The sequence below is a fragment of the Rhodococcoides corynebacterioides genome (genome assembly GCF_019834675.1).
Taxonomy (GTDB): domain Bacteria; phylum Actinomycetota; class Actinomycetes; order Mycobacteriales; family Mycobacteriaceae; genus Rhodococcoides; species Rhodococcoides corynebacterioides_A.
Map to the genome: position 1 here is coordinate 81,997 of NZ_JABUBU010000008.1, position 18,456 is coordinate 100,452.

18 protein-coding genes and 1 other RNA gene are annotated in these 18,456 nt (G+C 72.4%); 8 read left to right on the top strand and 11 right to left on the bottom strand.

What is annotated here, in order from left to right; translation table 11 throughout:
* Positions 1-49: 49 nt before the first annotated feature.
* Both HQ603_RS11085 and HQ603_RS11090 read right to left on the bottom strand, forming a co-directional pair.
* Positions 50-1,207 carry an iron-containing alcohol dehydrogenase gene (locus HQ603_RS11085; RefSeq protein ID WP_222684598.1) on the bottom strand — a complete coding sequence of 386 codons (1,158 nt, stop codon included), beginning with the start codon at positions 1,205-1,207 and terminating at the stop codon, positions 50-52.
* A 5-nt stretch (positions 1,208-1,212) separates the two neighbouring features.
* Positions 1,213-2,691, bottom strand: a complete 1,479-nt coding sequence (locus HQ603_RS11090; protein WP_308126463.1) for an MFS transporter — start codon at positions 2,689-2,691, stop codon at positions 1,213-1,215.
* Positions 2,692-2,858: 167 nt separating this feature from the next.
* On the opposite strand from HQ603_RS11090, the gene HQ603_RS11095 reads away from it, so the two are divergent.
* Positions 2,859-4,304 carry an amidase gene (locus tag HQ603_RS11095; protein WP_308126464.1) on the top strand — a complete coding sequence of 482 codons (1,446 nt, stop codon included), beginning with the start codon at positions 2,859-2,861 and terminating at the stop codon, positions 4,302-4,304.
* Between the two features lie 156 nt (positions 4,305-4,460).
* On the opposite strand, the gene HQ603_RS11100 is transcribed toward HQ603_RS11095, so the two are convergent.
* The gene (locus HQ603_RS11100; RefSeq protein WP_222684599.1) at positions 4,461-5,156 is read right to left on the bottom strand and encodes an acetoacetate decarboxylase family protein; all 696 of its coding nucleotides are present in this window, start codon (positions 5,154-5,156) and stop codon (positions 4,461-4,463) included.
* A gap of 60 nt (positions 5,157-5,216) precedes the next feature.
* Between HQ603_RS11100 and HQ603_RS11105 the strand changes: the two genes are divergently transcribed.
* The gene (locus HQ603_RS11105; protein WP_222684600.1) at positions 5,217-6,185 is read left to right on the top strand and encodes a cobalamin biosynthesis protein; all 969 of its coding nucleotides are present in this window, start codon (positions 5,217-5,219) and stop codon (positions 6,183-6,185) included.
* On the opposite strand, the gene HQ603_RS11110 is transcribed toward HQ603_RS11105, so the two are convergent.
* The 3 genes from HQ603_RS11110 to HQ603_RS11120 are packed head-to-tail and all read right to left on the bottom strand — an operon-like array spanning position 6,167 to position 8,303.
* A complete protein-coding gene (locus HQ603_RS11110; protein WP_222684601.1) occupies positions 6,167-7,105 on the bottom strand; it encodes an SURF1 family cytochrome oxidase biogenesis protein in 939 nt (312 codons plus the stop codon). The genes HQ603_RS11105 and HQ603_RS11110 overlap by 19 nt on opposite strands.
* Before the next feature lie 2 nt (positions 7,106-7,107).
* Complete coding sequence (locus tag HQ603_RS11115; protein WP_222684602.1) at positions 7,108-7,596, bottom strand: low molecular weight protein-tyrosine-phosphatase; 489 nt, start codon at positions 7,594-7,596, stop codon at positions 7,108-7,110.
* Positions 7,593-8,303: an HAD hydrolase-like protein gene (locus HQ603_RS11120; protein WP_222684603.1), complete on the bottom strand. Its 711-nt coding sequence runs from the start codon at positions 8,301-8,303 to the stop codon at positions 7,593-7,595. Before HQ603_RS11120 ends, HQ603_RS11115 begins: the two co-directional genes overlap by 4 nt.
* 62 nt (positions 8,304-8,365) lie before the next feature.
* Between HQ603_RS11120 and cobC the strand changes: the two genes are divergently transcribed.
* From cobC to HQ603_RS11140, 4 genes are read left to right on the top strand one after another with little or no spacing between them, the layout of a single operon-like run.
* Complete coding sequence (gene cobC, locus HQ603_RS11125; protein ID WP_222684604.1) at positions 8,366-9,391, top strand: Rv2231c family pyridoxal phosphate-dependent protein CobC; 1,026 nt, start codon at positions 8,366-8,368, stop codon at positions 9,389-9,391.
* 51 nt (positions 9,392-9,442) lie between these two features.
* The gene (locus HQ603_RS11130; RefSeq protein ID WP_222684605.1) at positions 9,443-10,597 is read left to right on the top strand and encodes a Nif3-like dinuclear metal center hexameric protein; all 1,155 of its coding nucleotides are present in this window, start codon (positions 9,443-9,445) and stop codon (positions 10,595-10,597) included.
* A gap of 16 nt (positions 10,598-10,613) precedes the next feature.
* Positions 10,614-11,351: a zinc ribbon domain-containing protein gene (locus tag HQ603_RS11135; protein ID WP_222684606.1), complete on the top strand. Its 738-nt coding sequence runs from the start codon at positions 10,614-10,616 to the stop codon at positions 11,349-11,351.
* Entirely contained in the window at positions 11,348-12,523 is a 1,176-nt protein-coding gene (locus HQ603_RS11140; RefSeq protein WP_308126465.1) for a bifunctional RNase H/acid phosphatase, read from the top strand. The genes HQ603_RS11135 and HQ603_RS11140 overlap by 4 nt, the downstream gene beginning before the upstream one ends.
* Before the next feature lie 35 nt (positions 12,524-12,558).
* Here HQ603_RS11140 and HQ603_RS11145 read toward each other — a convergent pair whose 3' ends face one another.
* Together HQ603_RS11145 and HQ603_RS11150 are read right to left on the bottom strand one after the other, a co-directional pair.
* Complete coding sequence (locus tag HQ603_RS11145; RefSeq protein WP_222684608.1) at positions 12,559-13,833, bottom strand: SLC13 family permease; 1,275 nt, start codon at positions 13,831-13,833, stop codon at positions 12,559-12,561.
* Positions 13,830-14,351 (bottom strand): DUF1697 domain-containing protein, encoded by a 522-nt coding sequence (locus HQ603_RS11150; protein WP_222684609.1) that lies wholly within the window; start codon positions 14,349-14,351, stop codon positions 13,830-13,832. Before HQ603_RS11150 ends, HQ603_RS11145 begins: the two co-directional genes overlap by 4 nt.
* A gap of 61 nt (positions 14,352-14,412) precedes the next feature.
* On the opposite strand from HQ603_RS11150, the gene rnpB reads away from it, so the two are divergent.
* Both rnpB and HQ603_RS11160 read left to right on the top strand, forming a co-directional pair.
* Positions 14,413-14,838, top strand: an RNA gene (rnpB, locus tag HQ603_RS11155) — RNase P RNA component class A.
* Positions 14,839-15,159: 321 nt separating this feature from the next.
* Complete coding sequence (locus HQ603_RS11160) at positions 15,160-15,339, top strand: hypothetical protein (RefSeq protein ID WP_222684610.1); 180 nt, start codon at positions 15,160-15,162, stop codon at positions 15,337-15,339.
* A gap of 9 nt (positions 15,340-15,348) precedes the next feature.
* Here the strand turns inward: HQ603_RS11160 and HQ603_RS11165 are convergent, their stop codons facing one another.
* The 3 genes from HQ603_RS11165 to HQ603_RS11175 form a co-directional block, all read right to left on the bottom strand.
* The gene (locus HQ603_RS11165) at positions 15,349-16,911 is read right to left on the bottom strand and encodes a CYTH and CHAD domain-containing protein (protein ID WP_222684611.1); all 1,563 of its coding nucleotides are present in this window, start codon (positions 16,909-16,911) and stop codon (positions 15,349-15,351) included.
* Between the two features lie 132 nt (positions 16,912-17,043).
* Positions 17,044-18,018, bottom strand: coding sequence for a prolyl aminopeptidase (gene pip, locus HQ603_RS11170; protein WP_222684612.1), 975 nt, complete (start codon positions 18,016-18,018; stop codon positions 17,044-17,046).
* A complete protein-coding gene (locus HQ603_RS11175) occupies positions 18,015-18,455 on the bottom strand; it encodes a hypothetical protein (protein WP_222684613.1) in 441 nt (146 codons plus the stop codon). The genes pip and HQ603_RS11175 overlap by 4 nt, the downstream gene beginning before the upstream one ends.
* Between the last annotated feature and the right edge of the window lies 1 nt (position 18,456).

Sequence of the window (18,456 nt, forward strand, 5' to 3'; positions counted from 1 at the left end):
GGCGCCCCCGATCGGGGGCGCCCCGGCGTAACCGGGGAGCCGTTCGACCTCAGAACACCTCGCGGTACAGATCTTCGATCTGCTCGGCGGTGGGGACGACGGGGTTGTTGTTCGGCGATCCCGACGCCAGGGCCTGCTCCGCCATGGTGGGGGTCAGACGGTCCCACTCGGCGCGATCGATCCCGTAGCTCGACGGCGTGGGCACCTCGACGTCGGCGCAGAGCTGCTCGAGGTAGGTGACCAGCTGGGCGGCGGCCGCGGCGTCGGCGTCACCCGCGGCGGCGGCTCCGAGCTGACGGGCGCACTCGGCGTACCGGGCCTCGGCGCCGGACACGGAGAAGCGGGTGACGGCCGGCAGCAGCATCGCGTTCGAGAGCCCGTGTGCCACATGGAAGTTGCCTCCGATGGGGCGGCTCATGCCGTGCACCAGACAGACGCTGGAGTTGGAGAAGGCCATGCCGGCCTGGGTGGCGGCGGCCATCATCGCGCCGCGTGCCTCGCGGTCCTCGCCGTCCCGGTAGACCCGGAGCAGGTGGGTGCCGATGGTGCGCATGGCGTTCAGCGCCAACGCATCCGCGATGGGGTTGTTCTTCGCGGACACGTACGCCTCGATGGCGTGGGTGAGGGCGTCGACGCCGGTGTCCGCGGACAGCCGCGCCGGCATCGACACGGTGAGGTCGGGGTCGACGATGGCGGCGATCGGCAGGAACGACAGGCCGGGACAGAGCATCTTCTCGTCCGTCGCGCTGTCGGTGATGACCGTGAACTGCGTTGCCTCCGAACCGGATCCGGCCGTGGTGGGCACCGCGACGATGGGCAGCGCGGGGCCGGTGTAGGGGCCGGGGGCCCGGTAGTCGTTCATCCGGCCCCCGCCCCGGTACAGCACCGAGATGGCCTTGGCGGTGTCCATCGGGCTGCCACCGCCGAAGCCGATCACCACGTCGGCGTCGTGCGCGGCGGCCGCCTCGACCCCGGCCGTCAGCGAGTCGGTGGTGGGGTCCGGCACCGTGTCCGAGAACAGGGCGCCGTCCTTGCCCGCGGCGGCGATGATGGACATCATCCGTTCCGCCGCACCCGTCTTCACCATGAACGCGTCGGTGACGACGAGCGGCCGCCGCACCCCGAGGTCGCCCAGAACCTGGCCGAGATCGTCCAGCGCTCCCGAGCCGAGACGGAGAAATCGGGGAAACGAGATCGAGGTCGCCATACGGCTCAGTGTGCCCGTTTCGGGAGGGCGAACACCAGCAGAAACGCCGCCACGGCGAACGCGGCGCTGACGCCCATCGCGTGGGCTGCGGCGTCGGTGAAGCCGGTCGCCAGGGCGTCCTGCCCCGGCCCGGCGACGGTCAGCGAGCCGAACAGCACGCTGCCGATGATCGCGATGCCGACGGCACTGCCGATGCGCTGCATCGTCGAGATGACCCCGCTGGCCGCACCGGCGTCCGGGCGATCGACGGTGGCGACGATGAACTGGGCGTTGGGCGCGATGAAGGCACCGTTGCCGAGCCCGGCGACGAAGAGCGGGACCAGCAGCTTCCAGTTGGTGAGGTTGGCCGCCTCGGTGGTCAGCAGGATCAGCCAGGCCGCGATGAGACCGACGCTCACGAGTCCGGCCCCGAGCAGCAGCACCCGGCGGCCCAGTCGCTCCGCGAGACGGTTGGACTGCGACGAGGAGATGATGCTGCCGATCGCGAACGGAATGGACACCACACCCGACGCCAGGGCGGTGTTGCCCAGACCGGTCTGCCAGAGAATCGAGATGGTGAAGAAGATCGACGTGAACGCGGCGAAGTAGACCAGGGCGAGGATGACGCCGCCGGTGAACGCCGGGCGGGTGAACAGGCGCGGCGGAACCAGGGGAGTGCGGCCGCGGCGGGTGTAGCGCACCTCCCAGGCACCGAAGGCCGCGAGCAACAGTCCGCCGAGGACGAGGGTGACGACGGTCCACGCCGGCCAGCCGGTGTCCTGGCCTTCGATCAACGGGACGAGGAGAGCGACGAGGCCGGCGGTCACGAGGATCAATCCCACCCAGTCGATGCCCCGGTCGGGAGTGTCGGTACCGATCTCCTCGTGCGTCGGGAGGATCTTCGCGGCGAGCAGGACGCCGACGACGCCGAACGGCAGGTTGACCAGGAAGACCAGCCGCCACCCGCTGTCGGGTCCGACGGCCTCGATGATCAGTCCGCCGACGATGGGGCCGAGGGCGCTGGAGACGCCGATGACCGCGCCCATGATGGCGAACGCCTTGCCGCGCAGTTGCGGCGGGAAGAGCAGTTGGATGAAGGCCGTGACGGCGGGGACGAAGATGCCGCCGGCCAGTCCCTGGACGATGCGCGCCGCGACGAGTTGGACGTCGTTCTGCGCGAGGCCGCACGCGAGGCTGGCGACCGTGAAGATCGCGAGGCCGGTCACGAAGATCCACTTGTGGCCGATCCGGTCGCCCACTCGACCGGCCGGGATCAGGGCGAGGCCGAACGCGAGCGCGTAGCCGGAGATGATCCACGACAGCGTCGCCTCGCCGGCGTCGAGCGAGGTGCGGATGGTGGGCAGCGCGACGTTGACGATCGTCGTGTCCAGCAGGGCGATGAACATGCCCATGAGCAGCACCATCAGGGACTGCCACGCGCGCCGCGAGACGGCGGGGGCGGACGCGTCCGCGGTGGACGGGGACGCGGAGGAACTGGTGGACACGCTCGAAACCTTTCGCACAGGGAACAACTTGCCTAGCCTATTCGGCGCACCGCCCGACACAGGACCGCAGCCGCGTCACCGATGCGCATCGCATCGCGTGACGGAGCCGAGTACCCACGTCGTACGCTGCGGGAACACCGGACAGAACGGACGCGGGCAGCATGGACGTGGCAACGGGCAGGGGAGCGATGCGGTCGGAGCGAGCGGAACACCCGGAGAACGACGGCGCCCGGCAGGTGTCGGTGTTCACCGACGACGCCCTGGGTCGCCACGATGCGGTCGGCCTCGCGGAGGCGATCCGGCGCGGTGACGTCTCGCGCGACGAGGTGCTCACCGCGACGCGGGATCGGCTGGCCGCGGCGGCCGAACTGAACGCCGTCGTGGGTGCGGTGTTCGACTCGCCCGTCGTCGGCAGCGCGTCCGGTCCGCTGGCAGGGGTGCCGACGTTGCTCAAGGACAACAGCGACCTCGCCGGCGTTCCGACGGGTCAGGGGTCCGAGATCGTTCGGATGTCTCCGGCGTCGTCGCACGGCCCGGTGGCTCGCGAGTTGCTGCGCATGGGACTGACGATCACGGCCAAGTCCGCGCTCCCGGAATTCGGGCTCAGCGCGTCCACCGAGTTCCCGACGCGAGCACCCACCCGCAATCCGTGGGACACCGAGTTCTCCGCCGGGGCGTCGTCGGGCGGGTCGGCCGCGTTGGTGGCGGCGGGGGCGGTGCCCCTGGCCCACGCGAACGACGGTGGCGGGTCCATCCGCATCCCGGCCGCCTGCTGCGGTCTGGTGGGTCTGAAGCCGTCGCGGGGACGGTTCGTGCTGCCGGCCGTGGAGAAGTTGCTGCCGGTGCCCATCGTGTCGGAGGGCGTGGTGACCCGCAGCGTCCGGGACACCGCGCGGTTCTGGGCCGAGGCGGACCGCCGGTCCTCGCGCGCGCTCCGGCCGATCGGGTCGGTGACCGGGCCGTCGGCGCGTCGGCTGCGCGTCGGGCTGATCACGTCGTCCCTCGCCGGCAGCGGGATCGACGACGCCACGCGGCGCGCGACCGAGGACGCGGCGACGCTGCTGGAGTCGCTGGGTCACCGGGTGGAGCCGATCGAGCGACTCCCGATCGACCCCGGATTCCCGGACGACTTCGTGCGCTACTGGGCGTTCCTGGCCTTCGTGCTGCAGACGACGACGCCCCGCCGGCCGGGTGCGGGCCTGCGCGACTTCGACCCCTTGACCGTGGGCCTGGCCGACCGCTTCCGCCGCGACGGGTGGCGCCTGCCCGCGGTGATCCGCCGACTGCGAAAGGCCGCGTCCGACTACGAGGCCCTGTTCGCGTCCGTGGACGTGGTGCTCTCCCCGGTGGTGGGACGCGCGACGCCGCCGCTGGGTTACCTGTCGCCGCGGGTGCCGTTCGATCTGTTCCTGGAACGGCTGACCGACTTCGCGGTGTTCACTCCGCTCCACAACGTGGTGGGTGCCCCGGCGATCAGTCTGCCGCTGGGCCCGCCGTCCCCCGCGCCGCTCGGGGTGATGGTCTCGGCGCGCCGCGGCGACGATCGGACGCTGCTCGAATTGGCCTTCGAGGTCGAGCAGGCCGCGCCGTGGCCGAGCCTCGTCGAGCGGTAGCGCACCCATCGCGGCCCCCGAGGGCCTAGTGTGCGGTCACAGTTCGAACCGGTGACCGAAGGGGACGTCCGATGTCGGTGGGGCACACGATCGTCGATCTGTTGATCCGTCTGTCGTACCTGTTCCGCGGCTGGGAGTTCTAGCCGCGCGGTGGCGTCAGGCGCTGCGCGTGACGTGCGAGCCGAAGACGATCGACGCGTCCGTGAGCGCCAGGGAGAGTGCGGGACGCCGCCCGGCGAGGTATCCGAGCGGCCCGTCGGGCGCGAAGGTCCAGGCCGCGTCGAGGGTGCGGACACGCGGGAAGATCCGATTGCGCGACACCACCCGGCGACCGTCCAGGCCTTGCGCCGTGGTGAGGGGGATGCCGATCGAGCCGGGGAGGCTCGCCCGGCCGGTCGTCGCGTCGAGCGACGCGACGGGCGCGCCGTCCTCGGTCATCGCGGCGGTGACGCGGCGACCGGACGTCTCGCGCCGGAACTGTCCGAGGTGCTTGGGGATGGACCACAGTTCTCGTCCGCCGGTGCGGGACTGGGCGCTGTCGACCCAGATGTCGGGGATGGTGACCATCGGTGATCCTCCCCGTCGGACGAGCACCGAGCCGATCAGTTCGTCGTAGGACAGCACCCCGCCCGAGGTGTAGCGGACGAACGCCGCGGCGACGACGGCACGTCCCCCGACGGTGACGGGCCGGACGGCGGCCTCGCGCACGGTGTCGACGACGTGCGACGGCAGGTCCCGCCGGGGGACCAGGAACGTCGAGACGAGGAGGGTGCCGCCGAGGTACCAGGGTTCGGGAGGATAGGTCTCGCCGTCGGCGCCGAAGTGCCAGTCCGCGGTGCGCAGCTCCGTCATGCGGCCAGGGTAACCGATACGTGGACGTCCAACCTTGCGATCGGTCCGTAGGCTCGCGCGGTGCGCACTCGGTCCTCCGCCCTGCTCCTCTCGTGGCTCGCCGACGTCGCCCTCGGTGACCCGCGCCGCGGGCATCCCGTGGCGGCGCTGGGGTCCGCTGCCGCGCGACTCGAGACCCTGACCTACCGGGACAGCCGCGCCGCGGGCGCCGGCCACACCGTGATCGTCGTGTCCGCCGCGGTGGGCGCGGCCGCCCTCGCCGACCGTGCTCTGCGCCGACGCCCCGTTCTGCACACCGCGGTCACCGCCGCGGGCATCTGGGCGTGCCTGGGCGGCACGACTCTCGGCCGCACCGGGGCGGCGATGGCCGACGCGGTCGCCGCCGGCGACCTCTACGCCGCGCGGGCCATCGTGCCGTCGCTCTGCGGACGCGACCCCGCGCTGCTCGACGAGGCCGGAGTGGTGCGCGCGGCGGTGGAATCGGTCGCGGAGAACACCTCGGACGCCACCGTGGGGGTGCTGGTCTGGGCCGCCGTCGCCGGCCTGCCCGGGGCGGTGGGCTACCGCACCGTGAACACGCTCGACGCGATGATCGGCTACCGGAACGACCGCTACCGGCGGTTCGGGTGGTTCGCCGCCCGTCTCGACGACGTGGTCAACGTGATCCCGGCCCGCCTGACCGGGCTGCTCACGGTGGCCCTCGCCCCGACTGTCGGCGGTTCACCGGCCGTGGCGCTGCGGGCCTGGCGGAACGACGCCGCGGCGCACCCGAGTCCCAACGCCGGTGTCGCCGAGGCCACGGCCGCGGGCGCGCTCGGGGTGGGTCTGGGCGGCGAGACGGCCTACCGACACGGGGTGGAGCAGCGGCCTCGGCTCGGTCGCGGTCCGGCTCCGACGACCGACGACCTACGCCGCGCGGTACGACTCTCCGCGGCGGTTCAGGCGGTGGCTGCGCTGGTCACGGCCGGCGCGGCGGCGCAGATAACCGCGGGCGCGGCGGGCAGGGTCGGTCAGCGGCGACGGCCGTAGCGGTCGGCCAGACGGTCGTCGGTCACCGCCGACGCCCCGGACCCCGCGGAACCGGCCTTGCGGCGCTTTCGGCGCGGGGTGAGCAGGGCGTCCAGGCCGTCGTCGTACTCGGGTGTCGGCTCCCGATCGGCGGGGCCGACGGGCTCGTCGGATGCGGAATCCGTCGTCTCGTCCGTCTCGCCACGCACGCGTCGTCGTTCCTTGATCTCGGCGCGCACGAAGTACGCCAGCCCGAGCGGCGCCATGAGGCCGAACGCCAGCCACTGCAAGCCGTAGGACAGGTAGGGCCCGGCGTCGAGCTGGGGGAGCGCGATCACGCCGAGACCGCCGGGCTGATCCTCGGCCAACTGGAGGTAGCCGTCGATCGGCCGGGTGCCGGTGAGCTCACCGACCTGGCCGGGGGTGATGGTGTAGACCTGCGGCAACCCGGGGCCGGTCACGGGGGGCTTGCCGTCGACGGGCGGTTCGGCGACGCGCAGACGCCCGTCGAGCGAGACGGGACCGGACGGTGCCGGTGTGATGTCCGGGACCTCGACGCCCTGCGTCGGCAACACGTAGCCGCGGTTCACCATGAGCGTGGCGCCCTCGTCGGTGCGGAACGGGGTGAGCACCTCGAAGGCGGGCGTGTCACCGACGCTGCGCAGCCGGACGACGACGTCGCTGTCCGCCACGTAGGAGCCCGAGGTGCCCACGCGGCGCCACTCGTCGTCGGCGGTCACGACGCCGTCGCCGATCAGGGCCGACGCGTCCACCGGGTCGGCGTCGAAGGACCGGGAGATCTGGTCGTTGCGCGCCGAGGTGGTCGAGTTCTTGCCCAGCTGCCAGGGCGCGAGGACCGAGAAGCACAGGTAGGCGAACAGCAGCACGACGGCCATGAGCGCCAGCCACCCGGGGCGCAGGAGGAACGACAGGCGACGCACAACTACACAGCGTAGTCGTCGGACTCGGACAGCAGGGTCCGGACGCGGTCGACCAGACCGGGAACGGCGGCTTCGATCTGCGAGCGGACCTCGGTGAACCCGGAGTCCGGACCGTAGTACGGGTCGGCGACCTCGGCGTCGGGTTCGGCCGCGGGGTCGAAGGACCGCAGCAGCACGAGCCGGTCGGCCGGTACGCCCAGCCGGACGAGCGCGCGCCGGTGCGAGTCGTCGAGGGCCACGACCAGATCGGCGCCGAGGATGTCCTCGTCGACGGTGCGGGCGCGGTGCTGCTCGGAGTACCCGTGCGCGCCGAGCTCGGCGGCCGCCCGCGGGTCCATCGGGTCGCCGACGTGCCAACTGCCGGTGCCCGCGCTGGTCAGTCGGACCCGGTCCGACAGTCCGTCGCGCTCGAGCGCCCGGGCGGCGATCTTCTCCGCCATCGGCGAGCGGCAGATGTTGCCCGTGCAGACGAAGGTGACGTGGACGCTCACGCGGCCACCGTGCGCGCGGCCAACAGGTCGGTCAGTGCCTGCGGCGTCGCCACGGACCACGACGCCGCGGCGTGCTCCGTCGGGAGTCCGTACCCCCACTCGACCAACGCGACGGGAATGCCCCAGTGCCCGGCGCCGAACACGTCGTGGTCGCGATCGCCGACCATCACCACCGCGGGTGTGCCGCCGTCCGCGGTGGGGCGCGCCTCGCGGCCCATCAGACCCAGCGCGCGGGCCACGACGTCGGACTTGGCACGCCGGGAGCCGTCGTCGCTCGCGCCGGCGATCGCGCCGAAGAACCGGGCGAGGTCGAAGTGCTCGAGAATGCGGGTGGCGACCCGCTCGTTCTTGCTGGTGGCGACGGCCATCGGCACACCCGCCGCGGCCACGGCCTCGAGGACGTCGACGACGCCGTCGTACACCCGGTTCTCGGCCCACCCCGAGTCCTCGTAGTACTCCGAGTACGCCGCCCGCGCCCGGTCGACCTGGTCCGGCGTCATGCCGAGGGACCGGAAGGTGTCGATCATCGGCGGACCCACCACGTGCGAGCGGACGTCGTCACCCGGCAGCGGCACCCCTACCGCGGTGAGCGCGCGGTCGAACCCGGCCAGGATGCCGGGCGCGGAATCGGTGAGCGTGCCGTCGAGGTCGAACAGGATCAGATCGGCGGGCTCGCGGTCGGCGGGGTCGGGTGCGGTAGCAGGCATGATGCGCCCAGTTTACGGGCGGGGTCCGACAGTGAAGTCGGGCCCGTGACAGTCTCGTTCCCGTGACCGACCCGCACGACCACGACCTCCGTCATCACGGCGACGTCGACGCCGGTGCGGGGATGGAGGACTTCGCCGTCAACGTCCGCGGCACGCGGCCGCCGGAGTGGCTGCGCGCGATCCTGGTCGACTCCCTGGAGCGCGTGGGGTCCTATCCGTCGGCCGAGCACGACCGCGCGGTGCGGGAGATCGTCGCCGCCCGGCACGGACGACACCCCGACGAGGTGCTGCTGCTCGCCGGCGCCGCGGAGGGGTTCGCGATGCTGCCGCGGCTGGTCGGTCGGCGGGCCGCCGTGATCCACCCGTCCTTCACCGAGCCCGAGTTCGCGTTCCGCGAGGCCGGTGTGCCGACGGCGCGGGTGATCCTGTCGACGCCGTACGCCCTGGCCACGGGGACCGTTCCGGAGGACGCCGACGTGGTGGTCGTGGGCAACCCCACCAATCCGACGTCGGTGCTGCACCCGCGTCGCGACGTCCTGGCGATGCGTCGCCCCGGGCGCCTGCTGGTGGTCGACGAGGCGTTCGCGGACACGACGCCGGGGGAGCCGGAGTCGCTCGCCGGTGAGTCGCTGCCCGACGTGCTGGTCCTGCGGAGTCTCACCAAGTCCTTCGCCCTCGCCGGTCTGCGGTGTGGCTACGCCCTGGGACATCCCGACGTGCTCGCCCGTCTGACGCGCGGCCGGGCTCATTGGCCGCTGGGCACGCTGCAACTCGACGCGATCGCCGCGTGCAGCAGCCCGGAGGCGGTGCGCTGGGTCGAGCGCGACGCCGCGGTGATCGCGGACGAGCGCGCGTACCTGATCGACCGGCTCGCGACCGTCGGGGTGCGGCCGGCCGCGTCGCCGTCGTCGTCGTTCGTCCTCGTCGACGTACCCGACGCCGAGCGCGTCCGGCAGGGGCTGCGCGCTCGGGGTGTTGCGGTCCGGCGGTGTGACACGTTCCCCGGACTCGGCGATCAGCTGCGGTTGGCCGTGCGGGACGGCGCGGCCGTGGACCGGCTGGTGACGGCGTGGCACGCGCTCCTGTGACGGCGTGGCACGCGCTCCTGTGACCGCGTGGCACGCCGTTACCCTGGGGCCATGACCTCCCCTCGGCCCGCGCTCCTGTCCGACGTGATCGCCGAGCTCGATCGCGTGTATCCGCCTGCGCTGGCCGAGGATTGGGACTCGGTGGGGCTGGTGGCCGGGGATCCGACGGACGAGGTGCGCACCGTGCGATTCGCCGTGGACGCCACCGAGGCGGTGGTCGATCGGGCGATCGCGGACGGCGCCGAGTTGCTGGTGGTCCATCACCCGCTGCTGCTGCGTGGGGTGGACACGGTGGGGGCGCACACCCCCAAGGGCGCTCTGATCCATCGGCTCGTGCGCGCCGGGTGCGCGTTGTTCACCGCCCACACCAACGCCGACTCCGCGCGTCCCGGCGTGTCCGACGCGCTGGCCGACGCCCTGGGTCTGGTCGACACCGCACCGCTGGATCCGAAAGATGCTGCGGCGCTGGACAAGTGGGTGGTGTTCGTGCCCGATGCCGACGCCGCTGCGGTACGGGAGGCGTTGTTCGCCGCCGGCGCCGGGGCGTTGGGCGACTATCGAGAGTGCAGCTGGGCGACGACGGGCGTGGGGCAGTTCCGACCCGTCGACGGCGCGAATCCCACGCTCGGGTCGGTCGGGTCGCTGGAGCACGTCGACGAGCACCGGGTGGAGACCGTCGCGCCGCGCTCGGCGCGGTCCGCCGTCCTGGCGGCCCTGCGGGCCGCGCATCCCTACGAGGAGCCGGCGTTCGACGTGTTCGCCCAGGTGGGTCTGCCCGGGCCGCTGGGCCTCGGACGGGTGGGTCGGCTCGAGGCGCCGGTCACGTTGCGGGAGTTCACCGCTCGGGTCGCCGAGCGCCTGCCCGCGACGGCGTGGGGCGTGCGCGCCGCGGGCGATCCTGACCTGCGCGTCGAGCGGGTCGCCGTGTGCGGGGGATCGGGCGACTCGTACCTCGGCGCGGCCCGCGCGGCCGGCGCCGACGTCTACGTCACGTCCGACCTGCGCCACCACGTGGCCGACGAGCACCTGCGCGGCGGCGGTCCCGCTCTGATCGACGTGGCGCACTGGGCCGGGGAGTTCCCGTGGTGCGCTCAGGCCCGGGGCGTGCTCGACCGTGCCTTCGGCGAGCGGCCCGGGTGGTCGAGTGCGGTCCTGGGGGAGCGGACCGATCCCTGGACGATCGGTGCCGTCGACACCGGCCGCTGACGGTAGCGTGACACCGGTGAACGTCGACCCGAAGATCCAGGAGCGGTTGCTCGACCTGGCTGCCATGGACACCGAACTCGCCCAGCTCGCTCACCGTCGACGGACGTTGCCGGAGCAGGCGGAACTCGACGCGCTCGAGACCGAGCGGGTGGCGCGCAAGGACGCCGCCGTCGGCGTGGAGATCCAGCTCGACGACATCGACCGCGACATCCGCAAGCTCGAAGGCGAGATCGACGCCGTCCGCAAGCGCGAGGACAAGGACCGCGCCGCGCTCGAGTCCGGCGCCGCGCCCGCGAAGCAGCTCACCGAACTGCAGCACGAGCTGGGCAGCCTCGAACGGCGCCGCAGCATCCTCGAGGACGAGCTGCTCGAGGTGATGGAGCAGCGCGAGGCCCTCGCCGCGGACCACGATCACGCGGGGGCACGGCTCTCCAAGGCGGAGGACGACCTGGTCGACGTGACCCGACGACGTGACGACGCCCTCGCCGACGTCGACCGCCTCGTGCAGACGCGGACCGGACAACGCGCCGAGCTGGCGTCGTCGTTGCCGGACGAGGTGATCTCGGTCTACGAGAAGCAACGCGAACGGTCCGGTGTCGGCGCGGCTCTGCTGCGCGGCCGCCGCTGCGGTGCCTGTCGCATCGAGCTCGATCGCGGTGAGATCGCGCGTATCGCCGCGACGCCGGCCGACGCCGTCGTCCGCTGTTCGGAATGCAACGCGATCCTGGTGCGGACCAAGGAATCCGGTCTGTGACGACCGGTCGCGGCGGTCGGGTGACGGTCGAGGCCGACGGCGGATCGCGCGGCAATCCCGGCCCGGCCGGGTACGGCGCGGTGGTGCTCGACGACGCCGGGTCGGTCCTCGCGGAGCGCCGTGAGTCGATCGGTACCGCGACCAACAACGTCGCGGAGTACCGCGGACTCATCGCGGGCCTCGAAGCCGCGCGCGAGCTCGGCGCGGCCGAGGTGGCGGTCCGGATGGACTCGAAACTGGTGGTCGAGCAGATGTCCGGCCGCTGGAAGGTCAAGCACCCGGACATGATTCCGCTGCAGCGGCGGGCGGCGGAGGTGGCGCGCAGCTTCGACTCGGTGAGCTGGACCTGGATTCCCCGTGCCGAGAACGCTCGGGCCGACCGGTTGGCCAACGAGGCGATGGACGGGGAACCGGCGCTGCTGACCGGTGCGGCCCTGTCCGAGTCGACGAGTGGGTCGACGAGTGGGTCGACGAGTGGGTCGACGAGTGGGTCGACGAGTGGGCCGGCGAGCGAGCCGGCGACGACCGACCGTCCCGCGTGGCAGTCCGTGTCCGGGGCGGCGACCCGGCTGATCCTGTTGCGGCACGGGCAGACTCCGCTGTCGGTGGAGAAGCGGTACTCCGGCCGCGGCAACCCCGATCTGACCGACGTCGGGCGAGCGCAGGCCGCGGCCGCCGCCGAGCGCGTGGCACGGCTCGGACCGATCGACGCGATCGTCTCCTCACCGCTCGCCCGCGCCCGCGACACCGCCGAGGCGGTCGCCGCGCGGGTCGGGGTGTCGGTGCAGGTGCTCGACGATCTGACCGAGACCGACTTCGGGACGTGGGAAGGGCTTACCTTCGCCGAGGTGTCCGCCCGCGACGGCGACGCGCACCGCCGGTGGATGGGCGACACGTCGATCGCGCCCCCCGAGGGCGAGAGCTTCGACGCCGTGCGCGCCCGCGTCGAGCGGGCGCTGGCCACGGTGCGCCGCGAGCACGCCGGGCGGACGGTAGTGGTGGTCTCGCACGTGACCCCGATCAAGACTCTCCTGCAGCTCGGGCTCGACGTGGGCCCGTCGATCCTCTACCGCCTGCATCTCGATCTCGCGTCCGTCAGCGTCGTGGATTTCTACGACGACGACGCGGCGTCGGTGCGGCTGGTGAACGACACGTCGTTCCTCGGCGGGTAGAACGGCCGCCGAGGACACTCGGCGCGACCCGCTCGTCAGACCCTAAGGGCGGCCCAGAGGGCGAGTGTGGCGGCCACCAGCGTCACCGGGGTGGTGAGCACCCCGAGCACGGTGAAGGTCCGCAGGCTCACCGGTTCCCGCTCGGCTCGGGCGACTCGGCGCCACAGCATGATCGCCAGCGACCCCACGTAGGTGAGGTTCGGCCCGAGGTTGACCCCGATCAGCAGGGCCAGCAGCGCGGGGACCGAGGCGGCGCCGGAGCCGGTGAGAGCGGCGAGCAACAGCAGGGTCGCGGGCAGGTTGTTGAGCACGTTGGAGGCGACGGCCGCGATCGCGGCGATCAGCAGTAGGGACGGCAGCGACGTCGACGCGGGCAGCAGGTCGGCCACCCACGAGCCGACGGGCCCGTCGGCCAGGCCCGCGACGACGATGCCCAGGGCGAACACGAAGACGCAGAACCACAGGTCGAGCGCCCGCACGATGGCCGTCGGGCCGGTGTCGCCGGCGCGGACGGCCGGGACGGCGAGGACGACGGCCGCGGCGGCCGCCACCCAGACCGGTTCGATCCCGACGGCCCCGCTCACGGCGAAACCGACCAGGGCGCAGGCGATCACCCCGAGCGCGAACACGGGTGCAGGGGTGTCGTCGTCGGGGGTGTCTCCGGCGTGGAGGTCGGCCGGTTCCGGAGAGGACTCGCCGCCCCGGAGGTCGTTGCGGAAGAACCAGCGGAAGACGAGGAACTCGACCACGATCGCCACCACCCACGGCCCCGCCATGAGTGCGGAGAAGTGCAGGAAGGACAGGCCCGTCGCCGAGAACACCAGCAGATTGGTGAGGTTCGAGACCGGCAGCAGCGTCGACGCCGAGTTGGACAGGTGCGCCACCGCGTAGGACGTCGGCCGAGCGGAGAAGCCGGCCCGGCGGGCCGCGGCGATCACCACCGGGGTGAGCAGCACGACGGTCGCGTCGAGGCTCAGGACGGCGGTGGTCAGTGCCGCGGTGACGAACACGGCTGCCAGCAGGCGCACCGGGGACGATGCCGAGCGTCGGTGCAGAACACCGGCGATCCAGCGGAACACGCCACGACGGTCCGCGAGATGGGCGAGCGCGAGGATGGCCGCGAGGAACGCGACGGTCGGTGCCAGATCACGGACCTCCCGCAGGGCCCCGTCGAGGCCGACCACACCGAGGAGCAACGCCAGACCGGCGGCGGGCACCGCCAACACCGCCTCGGGCAGTCCGCGCGGACGCACGATGGCGAACGCCAGCACCGCTCCGACCAGCAGGACGGGAAGAACGACGTCTCTCACGCGAGCAGGCGACGCAGCGTGCGGAGATTGCGGGTGGTCGTCGTCGACTTGTACGCCGCCTTCGCGCTCGCCTTGCCCACGACGCTGCCGAGCGTGTCGCCGCGAACGACTTCCCAGTACAGGACGTGATGCGGGCCCGGCGCGGTCCGTTCGACCGTCGGGTCCAGACCGTCCAGAGCGCCCAACTCGGCGGTCGAGCGGCCGTCCGAGGAGAAGATCACGTACGGGTGGCGCACGTCCTCGTCGGTGTCCCACGGATAGGACTCGACCACCTCCGCGAGCCGGTCCGAGGTCAGCACCACCACCCACGCGTCGTAGCCGAACTCCCGGCGCAGCACGGCCTCGACGTCCGACCGCACCGACGCCTCGTCGCCGTCCGACGTGAGCAGGACGTTGCCGGACGCGAGCACGGTGGTGACGTCGGCGTATCCGGCGGCGGTGAGGGCGGACCGCAGGTCGCTCATGACCAGGCGCACCCCACCGACGTTGACGCCGCGGAGCAGGACGACGAATCGCATGCGACGACTCTAGGGCGACGGCCCGACACGGCGATCCGCCGAGTAGCATCTGCCGTGCGGACGAGTCGACCGGGCGGCCGCGGCGGGAGGAACCGGCGACCGGTGTCGTCAGGCCTCGCGCCGAGGAAAGTCCGGACTCCACAGAGCAGGGCGGTTGCCAACAGCAACCCGAGGTGACTCGCGGGACAGTGCCACAGAGAACAGACCGCCGATCGTCCTCGTGACGTGTCGGTGAGGGTGAAACGGTGCGGTAAGAGCGCACCAGCACCCCGGGTGACCGGGGTGGCTCGGTAAACCCCGCCCGGAGCAAGATCGAAGGTCTCACCGTCGTTCGCGGTGGTGCGGCTGCGCAGGTGCCCGAGGGCTGCTCGCCCGAGCCTGCGGGTGGATCGCTCGAGGTACCCGGTGACGGTGTGCCCAGATGGATGGTCGCCGCCCGGACGTTCGCGTCCGGGAACAGGATCCGGCTTACAGGTCGACTCGTCCGCCCGTCCACGACGACGAACGGCCCCCGTCCGAGGACGGGGGCCGTTCGTACGTCACGCGGTCGATCAGATGGGGTTGACCGCCAGGAGGGTCGCCCAGTAGGTCGCGGCGTCGGGTCCGACCAGCGGCAAGAGGTGGTCGAAGATGATGACTGACATGTCCTACTCCTTCGTCGTGATGCACCGTGGTGACGGTGGCGTGCGCAGGGGGTTCCCGGGAAGTGTATCCCTGTAACCCCACGATTGCGCGCGCGTCACTTGCCCCGGCGCGTGCACCCACCGAGTGCCGCGTACGGGTCGCTCGGACGGGGCACACTGTGCCCATGAGCGACGACGAGCAGTGGTACTTCCGCATCAGCGACAAGGCCGTGGTGCAGGGCAAGGACGCGGGCGCCATGGACCGCATGGGTCCCTATCCGGACCGCGAGACCGCCGAGCGTGCGCTCGAGATCGCGGCGGAGCGGAACAAGGCCGCGGACGACGCGGACCGCGAGTGGTCCTGACGCGCTGACCTAACGGTCGGTCCAGCCTGCGCGATCGGCGGTGCGCCGCAGCGTCTTCCACGCGGATGGGAAGGGCTCCAGTGCGTCCGCTCCGGCGCGCGTCTCCGCGGCGTACAGCACGCCGTGGGTGAAGGTGTCCGCGCCACGCGCATGGGCCGAGTCGGCCTCCACGAGCAGGGTGCGCCGCGCGACCGCGCTGTCCTGGTGGTCGCCGAGCACCGACTGCACCTTCTTCGCGGACTTCGCCGCCCGTGCCGCCGTGCGCGCGAAACGTTTCGGGGAGTCGACCACCCCGGCCGCCTCGGCGGCGTAGCGCAGCTTCTTCGCCAGCTTGCGCACGTCGTGCATCGCGTCCTCGTGCTCGTCCTCGGCACCGCGCTCGCGCAGCGCGAGAGTGCGACGGTGCGCCTCGTCCACGCGGGCGTACTGCGCGCGCAGCACGCGATCGAAGACTCGGGCGGCCGGCTTGCCCGCCTTCTTCCCGCTCGGTGACGACGCGAGCAGCGCCTCGAGGGCATCGAGGAGGGCGAAGTACCGCTCGCCGTCGAGTTCGCGCACCACCTCGGCGTGGGCGAGGGAGAAGAGCCGCTCCTGGGTGCCGACCAGCGAGTCGGCCACGTCGCCGCGCACGGCGTCGGCCGGAAGAGCGGCCAGGGCGTCGCGGTATCGCGCGGCCAGCACCTCCGCATCGCGCGCCGTCCCGAGAATGCCCGCGAGCCACGCCAATTCGCCCCGAACGGCGTCGACCTCCGCGCGGTCGAGGAGTGTGCGGTAGGACCGGAGGACGCTGCGCAGCCGCCGCGTGGCGACGCGCATCGCGTGCACGGAATCGTCCTCGTCGCGCCGCACGCGGGGATCCGCGGCGATCAGCGCGGACACGTCCGCCGCGAGGGCGACGCGGAGCGCGGCGCCCGCCGTGCCGTCGGGCTGCGGAGACGTACTGTCCCGGGCGGCCTCCAGCCGCGACCCGAGTGCGCGCGCCAGCTTGGACGGCGACGAGCCCGGCTTCGCGCCGTGGTCGAGGAGGAACGTCCCGAGGTGGCGGAGCGTCGACCGCGTGCCGTCGACCAGTTCCAGCTCCCACTCCCGCCAGCGAACAGTGATGTCGTCGAGCAGGTTTCGCGCCGTCACCGTGTCGTCGCAGAGCTCGGTCGCACGATCGGCCTTCGCCGTCGACACCGTGGTGATCACCCGTCGGGTCTCGATGCTCGCCACCGGCACGAGAGGCCGGCCGCGCGTGTGGGCGCGCACCACCAGGGCGACCTCGTCGGGCACGCGCGTGGTGTTCCCGCCCGCGGAGAGCGGGCTGCGCACCTCGAGGCGCTCGTCCGACGACACGGGCAGCTTGACGTGCCACCCCGCATCGGCGCTGCCCGTCCGCCGCCGCAGCGTGATGCGGGCGCGGGCCAGAGCCAGGTCGGCGGTGTCGAAGTAGGTGGAGACCGGATGCGTCAGCTCCGGCGCCGACGCGGCCGTGACCGACGGCGCACCCGCGAGATCCGGGACGGGAGTGTCCATCCCGACGTCGAACTTCACTTCGATCTCGGTGTGCGCCTCGGGCTTCCTCGTCATGACCACATCTTTACCAGCCGAGGATGAACGCACCGGTCGTTCACCGACGCAGCGCGTCCGCCGTCACCGACGCAGCGCGTCCGCCACTACCGACGCAGTGCGTCCGCTGTCACCGACGCAGCGCGTCCGCAGCTACCGACGCAGCGCGTCCATGGCCTCGACGAGGTGATGCACGATGCCCGGCTCGGCCGCCGAGTGACCCGCGTCGTCCACCACGTGCAGGGTCGACGACGGCCACGCCCGGTGCAGATCGAGCGCGCTGCGGGCCGGGGTCACCACGTCGTACCGCCCCTGGACGATCACGCCGGGGATGTCGGCGATGCGGCCGATGTCCCGCAGCAACTGACCCGGCTCGAGGAAGCCGCGATGGACGAAGTAGTGGTTCTCGATGCGCGCGAAGGCGAGGGCGAATCGCGGGTCCGCGGTCTGGTCGAGACGGCTCGGCGACGGCAGCAGGGAACTGGTCGCACCCTCCCACGTGGACCACGCCACCGCGGCGCGCACGGCGACGTCCTGATCGGGGGAGTGCAGCAGGTCGTGGTAGACCGCCACCGTGTCCTCGTCCCGGCGCTCGGCCGGGATGGGAGCAAGGAACTCCTCCCACTTCTCGGGGAACAGGTGGCCCGCGCCGCCGCGGTAGTACCAGTCGATCTCGGCGTCGCGGAGCAGGAAGATCCCGCGCAGGACCAGGGCCCGGACGCGGTCCGGATGCGCCTGGGCGTAGGCCAGCGCGAGCGTCGATCCCCACGAGCCGCCGAACACGATCCACGACTCGATGCCGAGGTGCTCGCGCAGCCGCTCCATGTCGGCAATCAGCGCGGGTGTGGTGTTGACGGAGAGATCGGCGCCGTCGGCGACATGGGGCGTGGACGCGCCGCAGCCCCGTTGGTCGAACAGCACGATCCGGTAGTGCTCGGGGTCGAAGTAGCGGCGCTGGTCGGGATTGGTTCCGCCGCCGGGCCCGCCGTGCACGAACACCACCGGGGTTCCGGCGTCCGTGCCGCTGACCTCCCAGGCGAGGCGCTGACCGTCGCCGACGTCGAGGAGGCCCGTCGCGTGCGGGTCGATCGGCGGGTAGAAGGTGCGACGCGCGTCGTCGACGGTCACAGGCCCACCAGTCCCGTCGCCAGATCGGGGATCTCGAGCAGGTCGATCGCCTGCGAGCGGACGTCGCCGCACGTCTCCTCGGTCGCGTCGTCGACGATCGCCCGGTTCTGGACGACGGCGGCGTTGAGCCCGTACTGCGCGGCCCACGTCTGCACGAGGATGTTCAGGCCGCCACGTCCGAGCGTGGGGCCCTGCGTCCGCCAGTCCGAGAGCTGGGCCTCGAGATCGCGGCACAGTGTCTCGGCCTGATCGGAGGTCACGGTCGTCGTCGCGGTCGCCGCCGTCGACGTCGTGGACGACGGCGCCGTGGTCGACGAGTCGGCGGGCGCGGGGTCCGACCCGCCGGACCCGCACGCGGCCACGCACAGAGAGGTGGCCGCGAGGGCGAGACCGACGCGGGTGGGGACTGCGGAACGAGACACGGTTCGGCGAATCATG

What these genes read in the sequence shown, in the direction of transcription:
- HQ603_RS11085 (WP_222684598.1), bottom strand. Translation starts at nt 1,207, where the DNA reads ATGGCGACCTCGATCTCGTTTCCCCGATTTCTCCGTCTCGGCTCGGGA.
- HQ603_RS11100 (WP_222684599.1), bottom strand. Translation starts at nt 5,156, where the DNA reads ATGACGGAGCTGCGCACCGCGGACTGGCACTTCGGCGCCGACGGCGAG.
- HQ603_RS11120 (WP_222684603.1), bottom strand. Translation starts at nt 8,303, where the DNA reads ATGCCTGCTACCGCACCCGACCCCGCCGACCGCGAGCCCGCCGATCTG.
- HQ603_RS11130 (WP_222684605.1), top strand. Translation starts at nt 9,443, where the DNA reads ATGACCTCCCCTCGGCCCGCGCTCCTGTCCGACGTGATCGCCGAGCTC.
- HQ603_RS11150 (WP_222684609.1), bottom strand. Translation starts at nt 14,351, where the DNA reads ATGCGATTCGTCGTCCTGCTCCGCGGCGTCAACGTCGGTGGGGTGCGC.
- HQ603_RS11160 (WP_222684610.1), top strand. Translation starts at nt 15,160, where the DNA reads ATGAGCGACGACGAGCAGTGGTACTTCCGCATCAGCGACAAGGCCGTG.
- HQ603_RS11165 (WP_222684611.1), bottom strand. Translation starts at nt 16,911, where the DNA reads ATGACGAGGAAGCCCGAGGCGCACACCGAGATCGAAGTGAAGTTCGAC.
- HQ603_RS11175 (WP_222684613.1), bottom strand. Translation starts at nt 18,455, where the DNA reads ATGATTCGCCGAACCGTGTCTCGTTCCGCAGTCCCCACCCGCGTCGGT.